At 40.3% G+C, this 14,091-nt stretch carries 13 protein-coding genes and 2 tRNA genes; 9 read left to right on the forward strand and 6 right to left on the reverse strand.

Annotated features, from left to right (window positions below; genetic code table 11):
* The first annotated feature begins 86 nt into the window (after positions 1–86).
* The 4 genes from phoA (at position 87) to GTK47_RS04910 (ending at position 4,602) form a co-directional block, all read left to right on the forward strand.
* A complete protein-coding gene (gene phoA, locus GTK47_RS04895; RefSeq protein ID WP_165122338.1) occupies positions 87–1,526 on the forward strand; it encodes an alkaline phosphatase in 1,440 nt (479 codons plus the stop codon).
* Between the two features lie 421 nt (positions 1,527–1,947).
* On the forward strand, positions 1,948–3,579 hold the full coding sequence (locus GTK47_RS04900) for a Na/Pi cotransporter family protein (protein ID WP_165122339.1): 1,632 nt from the start codon (positions 1,948–1,950) through the stop codon (positions 3,577–3,579).
* A 2-nt stretch (positions 3,580–3,581) separates the two neighbouring features.
* Positions 3,582–4,130, forward strand: coding sequence for a GNAT family N-acetyltransferase (locus tag GTK47_RS04905; protein WP_165122340.1), 549 nt, complete (start codon positions 3,582–3,584; stop codon positions 4,128–4,130).
* A gap of 208 nt (positions 4,131–4,338) precedes the next feature.
* The gene (locus GTK47_RS04910; RefSeq protein WP_165122341.1) at positions 4,339–4,602 is read left to right on the forward strand and encodes a DUF1435 family protein; all 264 of its coding nucleotides are present in this window, start codon (positions 4,339–4,341) and stop codon (positions 4,600–4,602) included.
* Positions 4,603–4,665: 63 nt separating this feature from the next.
* Here the strand turns inward: GTK47_RS04910 and GTK47_RS04915 are convergent.
* The 3 genes from GTK47_RS04915 to rsmC all read right to left on the reverse strand — a co-directional run bounded on the left by GTK47_RS04915 (position 4,666) and on the right by rsmC (position 6,049).
* Positions 4,666–4,752 (reverse strand) — tRNA-Leu (locus tag GTK47_RS04915).
* A gap of 39 nt (positions 4,753–4,791) precedes the next feature.
* Positions 4,792–4,878: transfer RNA gene (locus GTK47_RS04920), tRNA-Leu, on the reverse strand.
* Between the two features lie 154 nt (positions 4,879–5,032).
* Positions 5,033–6,049: a 16S rRNA (guanine(1207)-N(2))-methyltransferase RsmC gene (gene rsmC / locus GTK47_RS04925; RefSeq protein WP_165122342.1), complete on the reverse strand. Its 1,017-nt coding sequence runs from the start codon at positions 6,047–6,049 to the stop codon at positions 5,033–5,035.
* Positions 6,050–6,178: 129 nt separating this feature from the next.
* On the opposite strand from rsmC, the gene GTK47_RS04930 reads away from it, so the two are divergent.
* From GTK47_RS04930 to GTK47_RS04950, 4 genes are all read left to right on the forward strand, one after another.
* A complete protein-coding gene (locus tag GTK47_RS04930) occupies positions 6,179–6,589 on the forward strand; it encodes a DNA polymerase III subunit psi (protein ID WP_023582915.1) in 411 nt (136 codons plus the stop codon).
* Complete coding sequence (rimI, locus tag GTK47_RS04935) at positions 6,558–7,004, forward strand: ribosomal protein S18-alanine N-acetyltransferase (protein ID WP_165122343.1); 447 nt, start codon at positions 6,558–6,560, stop codon at positions 7,002–7,004. Before GTK47_RS04930 ends, rimI begins: the two co-directional genes overlap by 32 nt.
* Positions 7,005–8,206: 1,202 nt before the next feature.
* Positions 8,207–8,395: a hypothetical protein gene (locus GTK47_RS20650; protein ID WP_000127615.1), complete on the forward strand. Its 189-nt coding sequence runs from the start codon at positions 8,207–8,209 to the stop codon at positions 8,393–8,395.
* 145 nt (positions 8,396–8,540) lie between these two features.
* Positions 8,541–10,559 (forward strand): ATP-binding protein, encoded by a 2,019-nt coding sequence (locus tag GTK47_RS04950; protein WP_000211147.1) that lies wholly within the window; start codon positions 8,541–8,543, stop codon positions 10,557–10,559.
* 129 nt (positions 10,560–10,688) lie between these two features.
* Here GTK47_RS04950 and GTK47_RS04955 read toward each other — a convergent pair whose 3' ends face one another.
* From GTK47_RS04955 to GTK47_RS04965, 3 genes are read right to left on the reverse strand one after another with little or no spacing between them, the layout of a single operon-like run.
* Positions 10,689–11,930, reverse strand: a complete 1,242-nt coding sequence (locus GTK47_RS04955; RefSeq protein ID WP_001218618.1) for an integrase family protein — start codon at positions 11,928–11,930, stop codon at positions 10,689–10,691.
* A gap of 1 nt (position 11,931) precedes the next feature.
* Complete coding sequence (locus GTK47_RS04960; protein ID WP_001995600.1) at positions 11,932–12,201, reverse strand: hypothetical protein; 270 nt, start codon at positions 12,199–12,201, stop codon at positions 11,932–11,934.
* 2 nt (positions 12,202–12,203) lie between these two features.
* Positions 12,204–13,178 carry a ParM/StbA family protein gene (locus GTK47_RS04965; RefSeq protein WP_000497807.1) on the reverse strand — a complete coding sequence of 325 codons (975 nt, stop codon included), beginning with the start codon at positions 13,176–13,178 and terminating at the stop codon, positions 12,204–12,206.
* 464 nt (positions 13,179–13,642) lie between these two features.
* Between GTK47_RS04965 and mobI the strand changes: the two genes are divergently transcribed.
* Positions 13,643–14,086: a conjugative transfer protein MobI(A/C) gene (mobI, locus tag GTK47_RS04970; RefSeq protein ID WP_000348524.1), complete on the forward strand. Its 444-nt coding sequence runs from the start codon at positions 13,643–13,645 to the stop codon at positions 14,084–14,086.
* The last annotated feature ends 5 nt before the right edge of the window (positions 14,087–14,091 follow it).

The raw sequence follows: 14,091 nt of genomic DNA on the forward strand, positions 1-14,091 counted from the left end.
ATTTCTCTGTCATTTAACTGCCGTAAGCTTTTCCTGACTTAAAACATTAACCCTGTTTTTTTACTTTAGAGTGCAAGGAAAAAGCTATGTCTCATCGTTACCAACGTTCTATTCTATCCGTTATTGTAACAACACTATTGGCTGGCGCGAGTTTCTCTTCTTTTGCTGCTCCCGTTGCTGCTGATGCCATTTTGGCGCAAGATCGCGCAGCAAAAGGTAATATCACGGAATTTGGCGGTGCTCGCCGTATGACTCAGGATCAAACTGAGGCATTAAAAGCAGCTTTACATAATAACCAAGCGAAAAATGTGATCCTCTTTATTGGTGATGGTATGGGGGATTCTGAAATCACTGTTGCACGTAACTACGCAGAAGGTGCAGGTGGTTTCTTTAAAGGTATCGATGCCTTACCTATTACGGGTCAATACACACACTATGCCTTAGATAGAAAAACACAAAAACCTAACTATGTAACAGACTCTGCCGCCTCTGCAACAGCATGGGCTTCAGGTGTGAAAACCTATAATGGTGCATTAGGAATTGATGTGTTTGGTAAGGATCACCAAACTATTTTGGAATTAGCAAAAGCCAATGGAAAGGCAACAGGGAACGTGACGACATCGGAAATTCAAGATGCGACACCAGCGGCGCTGTTTTCGCATGTGACAGGACGTAAATGCTATGGCCCCGTTGAGACTTTAGAAAAATGCTCAACAAACGCATTAGAAAATGGCGGTAGAGGCTCTATCTCTGAGCAACTTTTAGTCACTCGTGCAGACGTTACATTAGGGGGCGGAGCGAAAAGTTTTGCTCAAACTGCGGCTGCGGGTGAGTACAAAGGTAAAACGTTAGAACAGCAAGCGATTGAACGTGGTTATCAAATCGTGAAGGATGCAAAATCGCTAGAAGCGATTACGCTTGCGAACCAAGATAAACCGGTATTAGGTTTGTTCCATGAGGGAAATATGGCTGTGGCGTGGGAAGGCCCTAAAGCGACATATCATGGTAATTTGAACAATCCACCTTTAGAGTGCAAACCTAACTCTAAACTCGATCCAAATGCGCCAACACTGGCACAAATGACCAAAAAAGCGATCGACTTATTGAAGACCAATGAAAAAGGTTTCTTCTTACAAGTCGAAAGTGCCTCTATTGATAAGCAAGATCATAATGCTAATCCTTGCGGACAAATCGGTGAAACTGTTGCGTTAGATGAAGCTGTACAAATTGGCTTAGATTTCGCTAAGCAAAACGGAGACACCCTGATTATCGTGACTGCTGATCATGCCCATTCAAGCCAAATTATTGAAGCGGATGTGAAATCAAGTGGATTAACACAAGCGCTTATTACGAAAGATGGTGCAGTAATGGTGGTGAATTATGGTAACTCAGAAGAAGAATCCCAAGAACATACAGGGGCTCAGTTACGCGTTGCCGCTTATGGTCCACACGCTGCCAATGTGGTTGGGTTAACTGACCAAACAGATTTGTTCTTCACAATGCGTGATGCGATGGGTCTGAAGTAAATTTAAGTTGAATTTATAGTCTGTCTGAACTTGTAGTCGAATTGCCTTACTAAATTGTTGTATTTTCGCGCGACTTAGAGAGATACCCTCTGGTCGCGTTTTTTTATTAATAATTTAGTCCATTTAAAATAAAATGATAATAAATCAATAGGTTATTTACAGGCTGATTTTGAAAGTTACACATTCTCTGCTATAATTAACAGAATTTACAAATTAATCTATGTAATATTCTCAACTTCTCCATTGATTATTGTACTTAAGTTGCAATATCTTTTTGTCTAATAACGCTTCACGTTATTAAGGCATTACCCGTAAAAATCTTTTCTCAGATAGATTATCTGCTCGTGGTCTTTCTCTTTTTTATGAGATTGAAGGAGAACAGAGTCAAACAAACAACGATAAAAATAAGGTTATTCTTTCTATGCTGACACTGCTTCATTTACTCTCATCAGTCGCGCTTCTTGTCTGGGGAACACATATTGTTCGTACAGGCATTATGCGTGTCTTTGGTTCTGATTTACGCCGAGTTTTAGGTAAAAGTATTAATAAAAAATCCAACGCCTTCCTTGCGGGTGTGGGGGTAACGGCATTAGTCCAAAGCAGCAATGCGACGGCACTTTTGGTTATCTCTTTTGTGACGCAAGGGCTGATTTCGATTACACCGGCACTGGTTATTATGTTAGGTGCAGATGTGGGTACTGCACTTATGGCGCGAGTGCTAACCTTTGATCTCGCTTGGTTATCTCCACTACTTATTCTTGTCGGGGTGATCACTTTCCTAAGCCGTAAAAAAGAGCGTGTCGGACAATTAGGGCGTGTAGGAATTGGCCTTGGTTTAATTATTTTAGCCTTACAACTGATAGTCACTTCTGCAGAGCCAGTTACCCATGCTAGCGCGATACAAGCTATCTTTACTTCATTAAGTGGAGATACCGTGTTAGCACTTCTTGTGGGTGCTTTATTTGCGATGGTAAGTTACTCAAGCCTTGCCGCAGTGTTATTAACAGCGACACTGAGTGCAACTGGGCTAATGCCTTTATACATCAGTTTATGCATTGTTATTGGTTCTAATATTGGTAGTGGTTTTTTGGCGTTAATGAGTAGTCGAGGGCAAAGTGTTGTTTCACGCCAAGTAGTACTAGGAAGTCTATTTTTTAAATTGATTGGTGCGCTATTAGTTTTACCTTGGATAACCATCATTGCAAATAAAATTCAGCAATATGGATTTTCAGCGGCTGAAGTCGTTATCTATTTTCATGTTATTTATAATCTTGTTCGCTGTATTTTGATGATCCCTTTTGTCGGCATAATGGCAAAATTATGTCAGAGACTTATTCCTGAATTACCGGCCACTGAATCTGATATGGCACCGCGATATTTAGATCAATCTGCTATTGATACACCTTCGTTGGCAATTGCCAATGCGGTTAGAGAATCGCTACGATTAGGTGATGTTATAGAACAAATGCTGCAACGTTTTACTGCATTAATGGAAGGCGATCGTCAGCAAAAAAGGGAAATTAGCCAGTTAGAAGAAGAGGTAGAATTACTCCACAGCAGCATTAAATTATATATGGCACAAATTCAACAGCATGATCTAGGGACCGAAGATTCCCGACGTTGGGCTGAAATTATTGATACAGCGATGAATTTACAACAATCATCCGCTATCATTGCACGTATGTCGGCTGAAGTGGTGAGTAAAGGTTTAAATCATCACTTATTTTTATCGGAGGAAGGACGTCGTGAATTACAGACACTCCTTGAGCGTCTGCAAAGTAATCTGAATCTGGCGATGTCGGTATTTGTTTCCGGCAATATGGAACATGCTCGTAAATTACGTCGAGCAAAACATCGTTTCCGTTTACTCAACCAGCGTTACTCGTTTGCTCATGTAGAACGTCTTCATTTGCATAATATGCAAAGTATTGAAACCAGTTCTCTGCATACCAGTTTGCTCGGTGATATGAAACGGTTGAATTCCTTATTCTGTGCGGTGGCTTATCACGCATTAGAACGAAGTGAATCATCATCAGAACAGGTTAATCTTTAATAATGAAAAACAATATTCGTCAATTAACAAGAAATGAAATTCCACAAGTGTGGGAAATTGATAGAACTGAGCTTATTGAAAAGCTATATGTATTAAAAGAAGGAACGTTGCATTTATCAGAACAACGCTTTGATATGAAAGGTTGGCCAGAAGGTGAAGCAGAGCATTACACTCCTGTTTTACTTGAAAGTTTTGACCGAGGGGCGCCTTTCTGGGGCGTTTTTAAACAAGGCCAATTGGTTGCAGCTGCGAGTGTTGATCCGCAAAAACGCGGTCAAAATGGTACTTTACTTCAACTCTCTTTTTTACATGTTAGCCACCAGCTACGTGGGCAAGGTTTAGCACGAATATTATTTGATTATTGTGTGGAATATGCGAAGAAAAAAGGGGCTGGTGGATTATATATCTCATCAACACCTTCTGAAAATAGTGTGAATTTTTATCAGCATTTAGGGTGTCGTTTAGTTGATATTCCTGATCCTGAACTTTATGAAAGAGAGCCTGAAGATATTCATTTAGTCTTTCATTTTATCAAGTCAAATAATGCTTAGTTTCGTTTATTGACCACGACAACAATATAATAAAATTAAACGTCTTATCGTGAAAATGATAAGGCGTTTTTTGTTCGTGATGCTAAAAAAACAGACATAACCCTTTAAAAAATAAGGATATAAAATAAGTTTTTTTTCTTTATATAAGTTGATTTAGTATAGGTATTATATATAATAATGAAAATCATTATCATTAATGGTGGTTATTATGGCTAAACCAACACGCATATCTCCAATGACATCTTGGACATCTCGTATTAGTTTATGGGAAATGTTGGCAGTTTCTTCCTTGCTAACCGTGATCACGCATTCTATAGCAGGAACATCTGCCTTTACGCTGGTTTTAGTGGTTTCAATGCTGTTATCCACCTTGATGCTGTTCCATAAAAAATTACAGATGTGGGTAATGATCCCCGCAGGTGTCGTATTGACTTACAGTTTGATGACACTTTTAGTTGCGTATCATGGATAGAGAAGAGAATATTCGGTGTGTAATCGAAAGGGGATTATTATAAGAAAAAGAAGGGTTATTGAGTGGTGCGAAGAGGGGGACTTGAACCCCCACGTCCGTAAGAACACTAACACCTGAAGCTAGCGCGTCTACCAATTCCGCCATCCTCGCAGTCTTACTCAATTAATTTTACTTTATACCTTGTCTGTTTGGTGCGAAAGGGGGGACTTGAACCCCCACGTCCGTAAGGACACTAACACCTGAAGCTAGCGCGTCTACCAATTCCGCCACTCTCGCATTCAGACAGGAAGCGAATTTTATGCCTTTTATTTTTGGCGTCAATTATTTTTTGTTAATAAATTATCTTTGTGATGAAAAATAAAACACCTTGAATTATCACTTAAAATCAGCCCCAAAAATAAAGCCCTGTTTTAGATAACAGGGCTTGTGATTAGTCTTTCTTGGTTGCTTGATAAACTTTGAATTTACCTGTTGATGCCAGTACTTCATGAGAGCCAAATACATGATCCAAGATATCTGGATAAGGGATAAACGAATTCGCCACAATACGTAATTTACCGCCTCTTTTCAGGTAATTTGGTGCAAGACGAATGATATCTTCAGCTGCTTCATAGCTTGTGCCTAAGCCATCATGGAAAGGTGGGTTTGAGATTATCCAATCATAAGTTTCTTCAACCGCTGAATAGACATTACTTGCAATCACTCGACCTTCTAATTCATTCACGTTTAAGGTGGCGATACTAGAAGAAATTGCCGCAGCATTCACATCACACAGTGTCAGTTTCAACATTGGGTTTTTCTTACCGAGTACAGTGGCAAGTACACCACAGCCACATGCCATATCCAGTAAATCGCCAACCATTGCATCATCAAAAGTTGAAAGTAATAAACGGCTACCCTCATCTAATGCGCTTTGGCTAAAGACACCCGGTAATGCCATTACAGTAAGATCGTCATGGCGATAAGTTTGCCACCAGTTATTACGGTCAAACAGTGTTTGATATGTTTGAGTACCAAAAAATAAGCTGCAACGGCGTGCTGAATCTATTTTTTTAAGTTTAGCGATACCGTTCATTAATTCAGTGGCACTTTTAACACCACTACGGTTTTCACCGACGATAAAGATTTCAGTACCCACTTGTAAGTTAGAGCAAAGGCTACGCAGTTGGAAAGTGGCTTCGTTTTTATTTTTAGGCCAAAAATAGATCAAGGTATTGCAATATTTCACAAAGGACTGATCTGCAACTAAACCGAAGAGTGCGTTATCACCCATTGATTTTAGTAATGGTAACCACTGGTGATATTGGTTGGTATATGCTCTGACACTTTTCGCCTGAATTTGCGCCGCGAAAGTATCTTGAAGATCACCTGCAATAAGTACATGCCTGTCTGCGAAATGATCTAGGTGACGAAGAATAACTTCGCTAGCAGGGGACAGTGAGGACATTATGATTATTACTCCTTAAAAAACATGAGACGCATGATATCAGATATAAAGAAACCGACGCTATTTATTGGCGTAGTTTATGCCCTCTGATACTATGTACCGTTGTTCTACACTTGATAGGTAAGCATAATGAGCCGTAAAGACAGAATGTTATCCCAACTTGGAATTCGTCAGTGGGTACTTCGTAAGCCTGCTGTGTTAAAAGGCGAGCATTCTGTTCAATTTCCGGATACAACACGTTTACTTATCATTACTGATGATACCGTTGATCTAAATAACGGGCTTTTCTCTGATATTTTTAGCGCCATGGGGATAGATAAAGACGAAATCTATTGTATTACAACAGATGATGTGAGCATGCTCACAGAATCATTTGATCTTCCCTGCTGGTTATTAGGCACTGATCTCATACTTCCCTCTGAATATACTTCTCTGAGAAGCCCTTCATTACATCAGTTATATTTTGATGCTGATGCAAAACGCGATCTTTGGAAACAAATCTATCAATATGAAGACCATTTCACTCTTAAACCCTGCTGATTTACCTTTAGCATGGCAAATTGAAAAATTAAGTCATTCATTCCCTTGGAGTGAAGAAACATTTTATAGTAACCAAGGAAGTCATTATTTTAATCTGAAAATTTGCATTGATAATATTATTGTAGGTTTCGCAATTACGCAATTAATATTAGATGAGGCAACACTTTTTAATATCGCAATTCATCCTGATTATCAGGGGAAAGGTTACGGTAAAGCACTTTTATTGGAACTGATTGAAACACTTGAGAAAAAAAATATCATTACCTTGTGGTTAGAGGTGCGAGAATCTAATGAAAAAGCATTCAATCTCTATGAATCTATAGGATTTAATTTCGTTTCAAAACGCAAAAACTATTACCCAACAAAGACGGGGAATGAAGATGCGATTATCATGGCTTATCCTATTTCTTTCTAATTAAATATTTATTTAAGTTAAATTTAAAACGCCTTCTATTAGGCGTTTTTTTTATTTTATTTAAAGTATGAAAATTTTATTTTTTATTAATTGTATTTAAAATTTATCTTTATTTTTACTTAATGTAAATTTATCAAGTTAATTTTACTTTTGTCATTGTTTAATTTTAAAACGTTAGGTGATTATAACAGTGTTAAAAAGGTGAATAGCATTTAAAATAAGTAAATTGAGTATTTATTTTTGTTTTAAATAAAGTGATTAGTCTCTAAATATAGACAAACCTAAATCTAAATAAAGATGTATTTATTTAGGAACTTATATTCAATCCTGATTTTAACCGAAAATAAATAGTCTAATTCAGGGCTTTATTAGTAACTCATAAAGTCAGTTTGTAAAATTTTTAGCAAAATAAGTATGTTGAGAGTATCAATGAAAACAGCATTACCCTATAAAGCAATGAGCACGATTAATTTTTTCAAACACTAGGCATCCCTCCCTCAAGCAGATAAAATAGTAACCATTGATTGTTTATACAGACAAGATAGGCGAAAATAAGCGCCAATTAAGATTAACTTACGGGTTGAATGTCTTTATAGTCACTTTAATTATTACTTATAGCGATATATCAGTGTCTTACATTCTCTCGTCTATCAACCAGAAGATCACCATTGATGTCTAATCCTATTTTTCAGCAAGAAGTTGCTCGTCGTAGAACTTTTGCCATTATTTCGCACCCTGATGCCGCCCAGCCTTTCAACGCTTAAAACCACCTTTCATTGCACACCACAATCACATCTCTACGTACTGAATTTAAAGGCTTTTTGTCTTTTTCTCGTTTCTTTGCTTTTCAATGATGTTCAAGCGTAACCTCGGAAAATGTGTACAAACTTGAGTACAAATCGCCATATTTACCGTTTTTAGCCAAATTCCATGACACAAACCTAGCTGTAGGCCTTGTTCCTACTGGGTTTTAGCCAAAACTTGCCTATATTTTTTATGCCAAAAATCGAGAAATGATGGTAAGACGTTCGCGATTATCTCTAATTGTTTGCCGGTTGAGTTGGTTACCGGTTGCTTTCTTGCTGTCCTAAAAGTTCATTTGTATGGGCCTGATCTTCTGAACAAATCATGCATCTTTCTGACCATCAACAAGTGATGAATCAGGCGATGATAGCTTTACATTGATTTTCAGGAGAATGCAGATGACAGCAGTAGCGCACCAAGTAACCCCTTTTCTAACGTCTTACGAAGTTATGGCTCGTTACCACATTAGCTATACGACGCTCTGGCGAAGAATAAAAGATGGCAGCTTGCCGCAACCTCGTATCAACCGAAATACACGAAACAAGCTGTGGCACATTGAAGACTTGGAGGAGTATGAGAAGAATTAGGAATAGATAGCGTAGCTTAGTTTTTCTGTTGGAGCTTGGACTAACGCTTTGAAACGCCGGCTTGTGCCAACAATATAGTTAATATGTACACCAACTTAGGCTAAGATAGCAGCATGGATTTTTTATTGATTGGATGGATAGGTAAGTGACGACTCCTCAAGAACGGACAACAGGTATTACAAATGCGTCGATAAAAAAACGTTTCGGCTCAATTCCCGCTTGGAAGATGTTGAGTGAATATATCTGGAACGGTTTGGATGCTGGTGCATCAGATATTGATGTCATTATTAACACCTGTGATCTCGGCGGGGTGGAGTCAATAGAGATCCATGATAATGGTGAAGGAATTGACTTTCATAACCTAGACCGAAATTTTGATAATTGGGATGACTCATCCAAAAAACAGGTTACCCAAAAAGGCAGTCAAGGCAGAGGGCGGTATTCATTTCATAAATATGCTGCAACAGCAACCTGGCTTACGAGAAGACAATCTGAGAATGCACGTATTACCATAGACTCGTCTCGTATTAAAACGTACAAAGTTGAGTTGATCGACGATAAAGAACAGCATAGTAGTATTCTTTCAAATGGAAGTGGGACATCAGTATTTCTTACGGGCATTACGAGTGAAAAATCTCAAAAAATCCCTAATATTGAAAATATCATGGAGGAGCTTTCAAATGAATTTGGTTGGAAGCTAATAGTTTTTTCTAACCTTAAAATATCAGTTAATAGAGTCCGAGTGACGCCTCCCCAACATAGGTTGTTTCAAGAGCTTATAGATGTTGATGGAAATATATTTAGTTCAAGTATCATTCAGTGGATAAAAAAACCATCTGGTGAAAAGTCATACAATTATTTTAGAGATTCAAAAGAACATCAGAAGTATAGAAATCTGACTGGTTTTAACTACAAAAACAATTTTTTCATAAGTGGATATATACAATCTGAGTGGTTCGATAATTTTCAAGATACCTCATCTCCAAATGCTGATCTCTTCATTAGTGAAAAGAGTGATGGGAATAAAGTTTTAGCTATGCTGCTAAAAGAACTGCGCAACAAAACAGCCGAGATTTATCAGGGGTTCCTTAGAGAAAGAGCTGTTCAGCTTGTCGATTCTTTCGAAGAAAAAGGATATTTTCCTGTTTACAATTGGGAGTCTGACGAAGATCGTTCCTTTAGAATTGCACATACGAAGAAATTAGTAACTAGTATCTGCGTTGCTGATCCAGCAGCTTTTAATGGGCTAAAGGCTAAGCAAACAAAAATTATAATCGGTTTGCTTGATAGGCTATCTACATCAAGTGAAAATGATAGTTTGATAGATATATTGGAAGGCGTTTTAGACTTAAATAAGGAGCAAATGGATGAATTTGCATCTCAAATAAGTAAATCTAAACTTGATTATATAATTAGCACGATTGGACACATTCATAAGCGAGATCTAGTCGTACAGAAAATGAAGTACCTTTTTAAAGAGCACGCTAAAGAAGTTCTAGAAACACCAGACTTACAAGGTATTATTGAGGCTAATACATGGTTGTTTGGCCCTCAGTACACAACTATAGGTGCCGAAGAGGATGACTTTTCTAATACAGCTAGAAATCTTCGGAATTCAGATATTGAAATATTGGATGGGGACGATATCAGTACCAGTGATCTTATTGAAGGCGCTACCATAGAGGGGGCAAAAGGCCAAGTAGATTTGTTTCTTGCACGCAAAATGGTCACAATTGATCATTCTACACAAGAAGAATTTATTAAATGTACGATCATTGAAATAAAAAGACCAAGTGTAGCATTGAATAAGAAACATTTAGCTCAAGCTGAACGTTATGCTGAGGTACTTGATAAGCATCCTGCCTTTAATGATGAGAGAATGAGATTTGATGTTGTTCTTGTTGGAACTAAAATCTCCCAGAATGATACTCAAATTACAAGGCGGTTGAAAGACCTTGCTGGTAAGGGCGGCGCGGGCCTTGTTTCCGGGGCGGATGAAAGAATTCGAGTATACGTTAAAAGTTGGTCTACAATTTTTAATGATTTCGAGGTGACTCATAGTGCTTTATTACAAAAGCTAAAAATAAAGAGAAGCGAGCTAGAGTATAAATCTAAGCAAACCCTTGTGGATGAATTGCAAATACCTCTCTCTGAGGCGTCGTGAGACTTATAATAATTATTCGATAAGTTGTTTTTTTGTAACTGGAAAAACAACTAATCTAAACCGAGCCAAATGCACTACTTGACTCGGTCATTTGTACTAGCTCAGTCTCTTCCTTAATTCAGCTACCCCTTATTGTCCGAAACGCCAGTTGAATGGAAAGCCTGTCGGCTCGATGATGGTTTCTAGTTGTTGATACCAAACGTCGTAAGCATGACGCATTTCGTCCAGGTACTGATATTGGTTGTAGATAGCATCCAGCCCTTTTTTGCTGTGGCCAATCATCAACTCGGCAACTTCTTGCGTCGTGATGGCAGACATTCGCGTTCGCATCGTTCTGCGAAGATCATGCATAGACCAGTGTTCCATCTCAATACCAAGCGATCTGCGAGCCCAGATTTTCACATTGTTAGGAATAGTGGTATCAAAGCCATTTGTGGCAAGCTCTTCTTGTCCGTTCGCGGGAAACAAGTAAGTTGATTTGCTCATCTGCATCGCCAGTTCAATCAGCTCAATAGCTGGCTTAATCAATGGCCGCATGATCGGCGCTCCAATTTTCTCACCTTGTTTGCGGATCTCTATGGGCACTGTCCACATTGCAGATTGCAAGTCAAAGTGATGCTTTTCAGCTTGAATGAGTTCGCCCTTGCGCCCTCCCAATAAGAGAAGCAGTTTTATGTAGATGCGATTCTTCTCAGTGATTTTTGACTCATGCAAATAGCGCCAAAGTATCCTGATCTCGTTGTCATTTAGCACCCGAGTTCGTTTTCCTTTTTTACCGCCAACCTTTTTTGCTGTGATCCCAGCGGCAGCGTTAATTTCCAAAATTTGTTCATCAATCAGCCAGTCATAGAACTTATGCAGTACAGACACTAGGCGCTCTGTGTTTGACGGAGACGATTCCGAAACCTCACGAAGACAGTTTCGCAAGGACAATTCAGTGATGTCAGTTAATGGATACTTGCCAAGTCGGGGCAGCAAATATATTTCACTGCTGCGTTTTTGGTAGTGCCACGTTTTCTCCTTTAGCCCTTGCTTACCGGCAGAGTCTATCCAGTCTCGAAAAATCGATTCGAAGCTTTGATTAGCAGAATACTTAGCCCGTTCCTGCTGTAGGTAAAGCTTGGGGTTTCGGCCTTGATCAAGTACTGCCCTTAACCTATCCAGCTCATTCCTGGCTTCAGCCAGCTTCATAAGGGGGTAAGTACCTATGTCTACCCGCTGTTGCTTGCCATCGAACCGATAACGAAACTGAAAAACAATTTTGCCCTTGGGCGATACCCGAGCACTTAGCCCATCTCGGTCGGCTTTTACTACGGTTTCTTTTGCTTCTTTATTTAACCTGGCATCGAGCCAGCTAACTGATAACGCCATGTTATAAGCCCAGCCCTAGTTTTGATTTTAATGATTGTTTACGTGTTTCTGCTTTGGGTTCTGGCGCTGTACTCATAGAAGTAACTTCACCATCTGGTGCAAGGCCATCCACCGGTACAGATGTCGTGGATAGATTGGGTTGGCTCATTTGAATTAACCCAAAGGTTGCCAGCATCCGCAGACGCTCAGCGCGTTCCCGTGGTGGCGTCTTTTCCAATTCTTTGAGTAGTTCTGGGTGGCTCCCTGGGGGAATGTTGACGACAACTCTCATGATCATGCCCCATAAAACCAGAAGCCTCGGACGTTCGCCAAAACAGACTGCTCAGGCACGATGATCTTGCTTCGTGAAAAAATCTCCTTGGCCGCTTCCTTATAAGCCAAGGCTCCACCTCCGGCGATCAATACCAAGTCCGCATTAATGCTTTCGTCACGCATGGATTGACGCATGGCTGTAAGAGCAACAGGCGCTACCTTTTTCATGGCAGCATTCAGATAAGGTGAAATATCGACTTTTTCTCCAAATAGCAGGACCTGTAAGTCGCCGGTTCTCATGGCTTTTTCAAGTCGATCCATTCCGACTTTGGCACCATGATCTTCCGAAATCAGCTTATCGATGGTTTCCAGTAGCACGGACATTGCCTGAAGACTGGTTCCTGATGAGCTGTAGCGAATTTCTCCGGCCTCAAGGGCAACCCAATCAACAGAAAAGAAGCCGGGATCAATGACGACGACACGACCTTCTTCAATCAAGCCCAGATCACCACCCGTTTGAACCAGATCCATATAGGCACCGGCAGGCTGTGGTAGTACTTTGACGTCATGAACGGTGATGCTGCGCTTAGGCGTCACTTGATGGACACCTTTTAAACGCTGCACAAGGTCAGACTTACGTTGTGGTTCATGAAACTGGGAAACCGGTAATCCAGTGACAACCAAATCGATGGATTCTGTTTCAGCCATTAACAAGGCGGCATGAAAAAGTGCCTTATAGGTTTTTGTGGTGGGATATTCCGGGTGAAGCTCTCGTTCCCAGCCTTGAAGGCGTCCAGCAGGAACACCAGCGGCCCAGCGCTCATTATCGACAGAGACATACAAACAAGTTTCATCATCGCCTCCACCGATACGCTCCGGCATACGATCCGCTGGACCGGCACCCGCAGGTAGAATAATGGTTTTCGGTTCACTACCTGATTGGCCAATTGCCAGCTTCAGGTTTGAGTAACCGATATCTACGCCTAGTACAAACATACTTATCTCCTGTGCACTCAAAGTGCTCTAACGGTTTTCAATCAACCGCGCTGTTCACGCTTGGGCATTTCCAAGTGCTCTGGCGGTTTACTCAAATGTCATTATCAGGATTCGGTGCACTGGCGGTGGGCAGAAAGGTGACAAATCCTTTCATCTATCTGCCTATTGCATTTTTGCAAAAGTATGAGAATAGGCTCTGTTTGGCGGCTGGTGACCTAGCCAAAAAAATTGAGACGCCAAACGTCGTTTGCATTCTGGCCTGAACTTGCCAAACGGTTTGTATCTTCATGGCGATACGTCTTTTTAGGTGTTTTTAAGTGAAATCAGCCTGTATCCCTTGTCGGGTATGGGATTGAGCGAGTCGATTTATATCGAGACGCCAAACAGTGATTGTGACGGCAGTTTTACGTTTGGCGTTTCGATCCAAAAGCCAAACGGATAGTGGTTTTGGCTTTAGGGGTTAATTGGATGGGGAAATTGGTTTGGTAGAAATCGTCAATGAACAATGGAAAGCAGATGTATCAGATTTACTTCAGCAAGAAACGGACAGGCTAAAAGCGCTGGCACGAGCTGAAGTTGATGACTTTTGGGTTACCCATTACAAGGTTCGAGAGAATGAGCCCTTTAAAGACTGGGGTCTGCTTGGTGTCCGTATCAGAGACTTTAAGTATGGCTTTGGCATAGAGTGGTATATCAACAGTTTTCACGGTCAACGAGGCAAACGCGTGGTCTTTAGCAAGGGGCTGCGTATCTCAAAGACGAAGCTGAGATACGCATTTTTAGACTGCCAAGGTTTGGCCAAAGAATGGGAGCTAGCGCTGGCCATGGAGAAAGAGGAATTCTTCAGTGATATTCGACGCCAGGTTGATAAGCTCAACATGCTGCGTCGCAGAGTGAATGCGTATTGAGTCAA

The organism is Proteus sp. ZN5, assembly GCF_011046025.1.
Taxonomy (GTDB): Bacteria; Pseudomonadota; Gammaproteobacteria; order Enterobacterales; family Enterobacteriaceae; genus Proteus.